The sequence below is a fragment of the Streptomyces sp. WELS2 genome (genome assembly GCF_013870595.1).
Taxonomy (GTDB): Bacteria; Actinomycetota; Actinomycetes; order Streptomycetales; family Streptomycetaceae; genus Streptomyces.
Genome location: NZ_JACBWZ010000893.1, coordinates 1 through 2,377, shown reverse-complemented (window position 1 = coordinate 2,377; position 2,377 = coordinate 1). Strand labels below are relative to the sequence as shown.

3 protein-coding genes are annotated in these 2,377 nt (G+C 74.0%); 2 read left to right on the top strand and 1 reads right to left on the bottom strand.

The window, feature by feature from the left end; genetic code table 11:
• The coding region (locus H5J33_RS31385; RefSeq protein ID WP_181798148.1) for an AfsR/SARP family transcriptional regulator at positions 1 to 782 on the bottom strand (782 nt) is incomplete at its 3' end.
• 177 nt (positions 783 to 959) lie between these two features.
• On the opposite strand from H5J33_RS31385, the gene H5J33_RS31380 reads away from it, so the two are divergent.
• A complete protein-coding gene (locus H5J33_RS31380) occupies positions 960 to 1,553 on the top strand; it encodes an NADPH-dependent FMN reductase (RefSeq protein WP_181798147.1) in 594 nt (197 codons plus the stop codon).
• A gap of 29 nt (positions 1,554 to 1,582) precedes the next feature.
• Positions 1,583 to 2,335 (top strand): thioesterase II family protein, encoded by a 753-nt coding sequence (locus H5J33_RS31375; RefSeq protein WP_181798146.1) that lies wholly within the window; start codon positions 1,583 to 1,585, stop codon positions 2,333 to 2,335.
• The last annotated feature ends 42 nt before the right edge of the window (positions 2,336 to 2,377 follow it).

Here is a 2,377-nt window from a genome sequence, read left to right as displayed (position 1 = left end):
CGTGCGGGGCCCTCGGCGTGAGCCCGGGCCGCGAGGGCGGGGTCGTGGCGCAGCACGGCCTGTTGCAGGGCGTCCAGCACCGGACCGGGGCGCAGCCCCAGCTCCTCGTCGAGGCGGCGGCGCAGATCGGTGTAGCTGTCCAGGGCCTCGGAGGGGCGCCCGGCCCGGTACAGGGCGCGCATGTGCACCGCGCGCAGGCCCTCCCGCAGCGGGAACCTCTCGATCCAGACGGTGAGTTCGCCGACCAGCGCGCTGTGTTCGCCCAGCTCCAGCCGGGCCTCGGCGTACTCCTCGACGGCCACCAGCCGTTCCTCCTCCAGCGCGGCCGCGGCGGTCCGCGCGAAGGGCTGGTCGGCGAAGTCGGCGAACGCCGTGCCCCGCCACAGGGCCAGGCCCTCGGTCAGCAGGGCGGCCTTCTCGGCCGGGTTCCCGGCCTGCCGGGCGCGCGTCACGAGGTCGCGGAAGCGGCCGCTGTCGAGGGCGTCCGCGGGCACCTCCAGGCTGTAGCCCGGGGGCTGGTGGGCCACGAGGGAGCGGGCACCCGGCTCGGCGCCGTCGAGGGCGCGGCGCAGCTGCGAGACCTTGGCCTGGAGGGACGAGGCGGGCCGGACCGTGTAGCCCGATTCCCCCCACAGGTCGTCGATCAGCCGCCCCGCCGGCACCACCTCGCCGTGGTGCACGAGGAGGGCGGCGAGGAGTGTCCGGACCTTCACCTCGGGCACCCGCACGAGTCTGCCCTCGGCGTTCCACAACTCCAGCGGTCCCAGCACCCCGAATCGCATGTGATCACAGTAACCCGGAAGTGACCGACTATTGACTGATTCTTTGCGGTCCTCGGGTCCGAAGGGGGTGCGGGCGGATGTCCGAATCCAGCCCGAAGCAAACCCGAAGCGCCGTTGGAGATGCTGGGTGCGGGCCCGGGGACGACGCAGGGCGCCACGGACACAGGGGGAGGCGGCATGGCCGAGGGGGATCGGCTGCAGCTGGTGATCATCATCGGAAGTGTCAGAAAAGGCCGGTTCGGGCCGGTCGTCGCGGAATGGCTGGCGTCCCGGGCGCGCCGGCGCCATGACTTCGACGTCGACGTCATCGACCTGGCCACGGCGTGGCTGCCGGATGTGATGTCGGTCGACCGCGACGCGCTCAAACCACGGGCGGTCCAGGACCTCGCGCCATGGCTGGCCGCCGCGGACGCCTTCGTCGTGGTCACGCCCGAGTACAACCAGAGCTTCCCCGCCGCGCTGAAGAACGCGATCGACTGGTACGACGAGGAGTGGCACGCCAAGCCCGTCGCCTTCGTGTCGTACGGGGGCGCCTCCAGCGGTCTGGCCGCGGTGGCGCAGCTACGGCAGGTCTTCGCCGATGTCCACGCCGTGACGGTCCGCGAGACGGTCAGCTTCCACAACTACTGGTCCGGCTTCGGCCCGGACGGGCTGCCGCTGGCCAGGGAGGAGTGTGACGACGCCGCCTGCCGGATGTTCGACCGCCTGGGCTGGTGGGCCCGCGCCCTGCGCCGGGCCCGCGCCGAGGAGCCGTACCGGCTCCCGGGATGACACCACTCGAGGGAGTGAGGGGGGAAGCGATGGACAGTCTGTGGTTCAGGCGGTTCGGGGCCGGGGAGTCCCACGCGGTGCGCCTGATCTGTTTCCCGCACGCGGGCGGTTCCGCCGCCTCGTACGTCCCTCTGCTGCGGTGTCTGTCACCGCGGCTCGACGCGCTGGCCGTGCAGTACCCCGGGCGCCAGGACCGCCGACGGGAGCAGCCGGCCGAGGACATCACCGGGCTCGCCCGGCGGATCGCCGCCGCGCTCAGGCCGGACACCGGCCGGCCGTACGCCCTGTTCGGACACAGCATGGGCGCGCTCGTCGCCTACGAGACCGCCCGGGTGCTGCACGAGTGGTCGGCGCCCGCCCCGCTGAGGCTGTTCCTGTCCGGGCGCGGCGCGCCCACGCGGCCCGGCCCGCACGATCGGCTGCCCGACGACGCGGCGATCCTGGCCGCCGTCCGCCGGCTCGGCGGGACCCCGGCCGGCGTGCTCGCCGACCCCGACCTCAGGGAGCTGGCTCTGCCCGTCCTGCGGGCCGACTACCGCGCGCTCGCCGGCTACCGCCATCCACCCCGCGAACCGCTGGACATCCCCGTCACCGCGCTCGCCGGTGACACCGACCCCGTCGCGGCGCCGGACGAGGTGGCCCGGTGGGGGGAGTTCACCCGGTCCGGGTGCGAACTCCGGGTCTTCCCCGGCGGCCACTTCTACCTGGACCAGTGCAGGGACGCCGTCGCCGAGGTCCTCGTCGAGGGCGTCCGGGAAACCCTGGAGGCGGCCGGGCGCTGAGGCGTCCCCGCCGCCCGCCACAGCACCGGTCCCGGACCGACG

Excerpts from the sequence above, each read along its gene's own strand:
- H5J33_RS31380 (WP_181798147.1), top strand. The coding sequence starts at position 960 with ATGGCCGAGGGGGATCGGCTGCAGCTGGTGATCATCATCGGAAGTGTC.
- H5J33_RS31375 (WP_181798146.1), top strand. The coding sequence starts at position 1,583 with ATGGACAGTCTGTGGTTCAGGCGGTTCGGGGCCGGGGAGTCCCACGCG.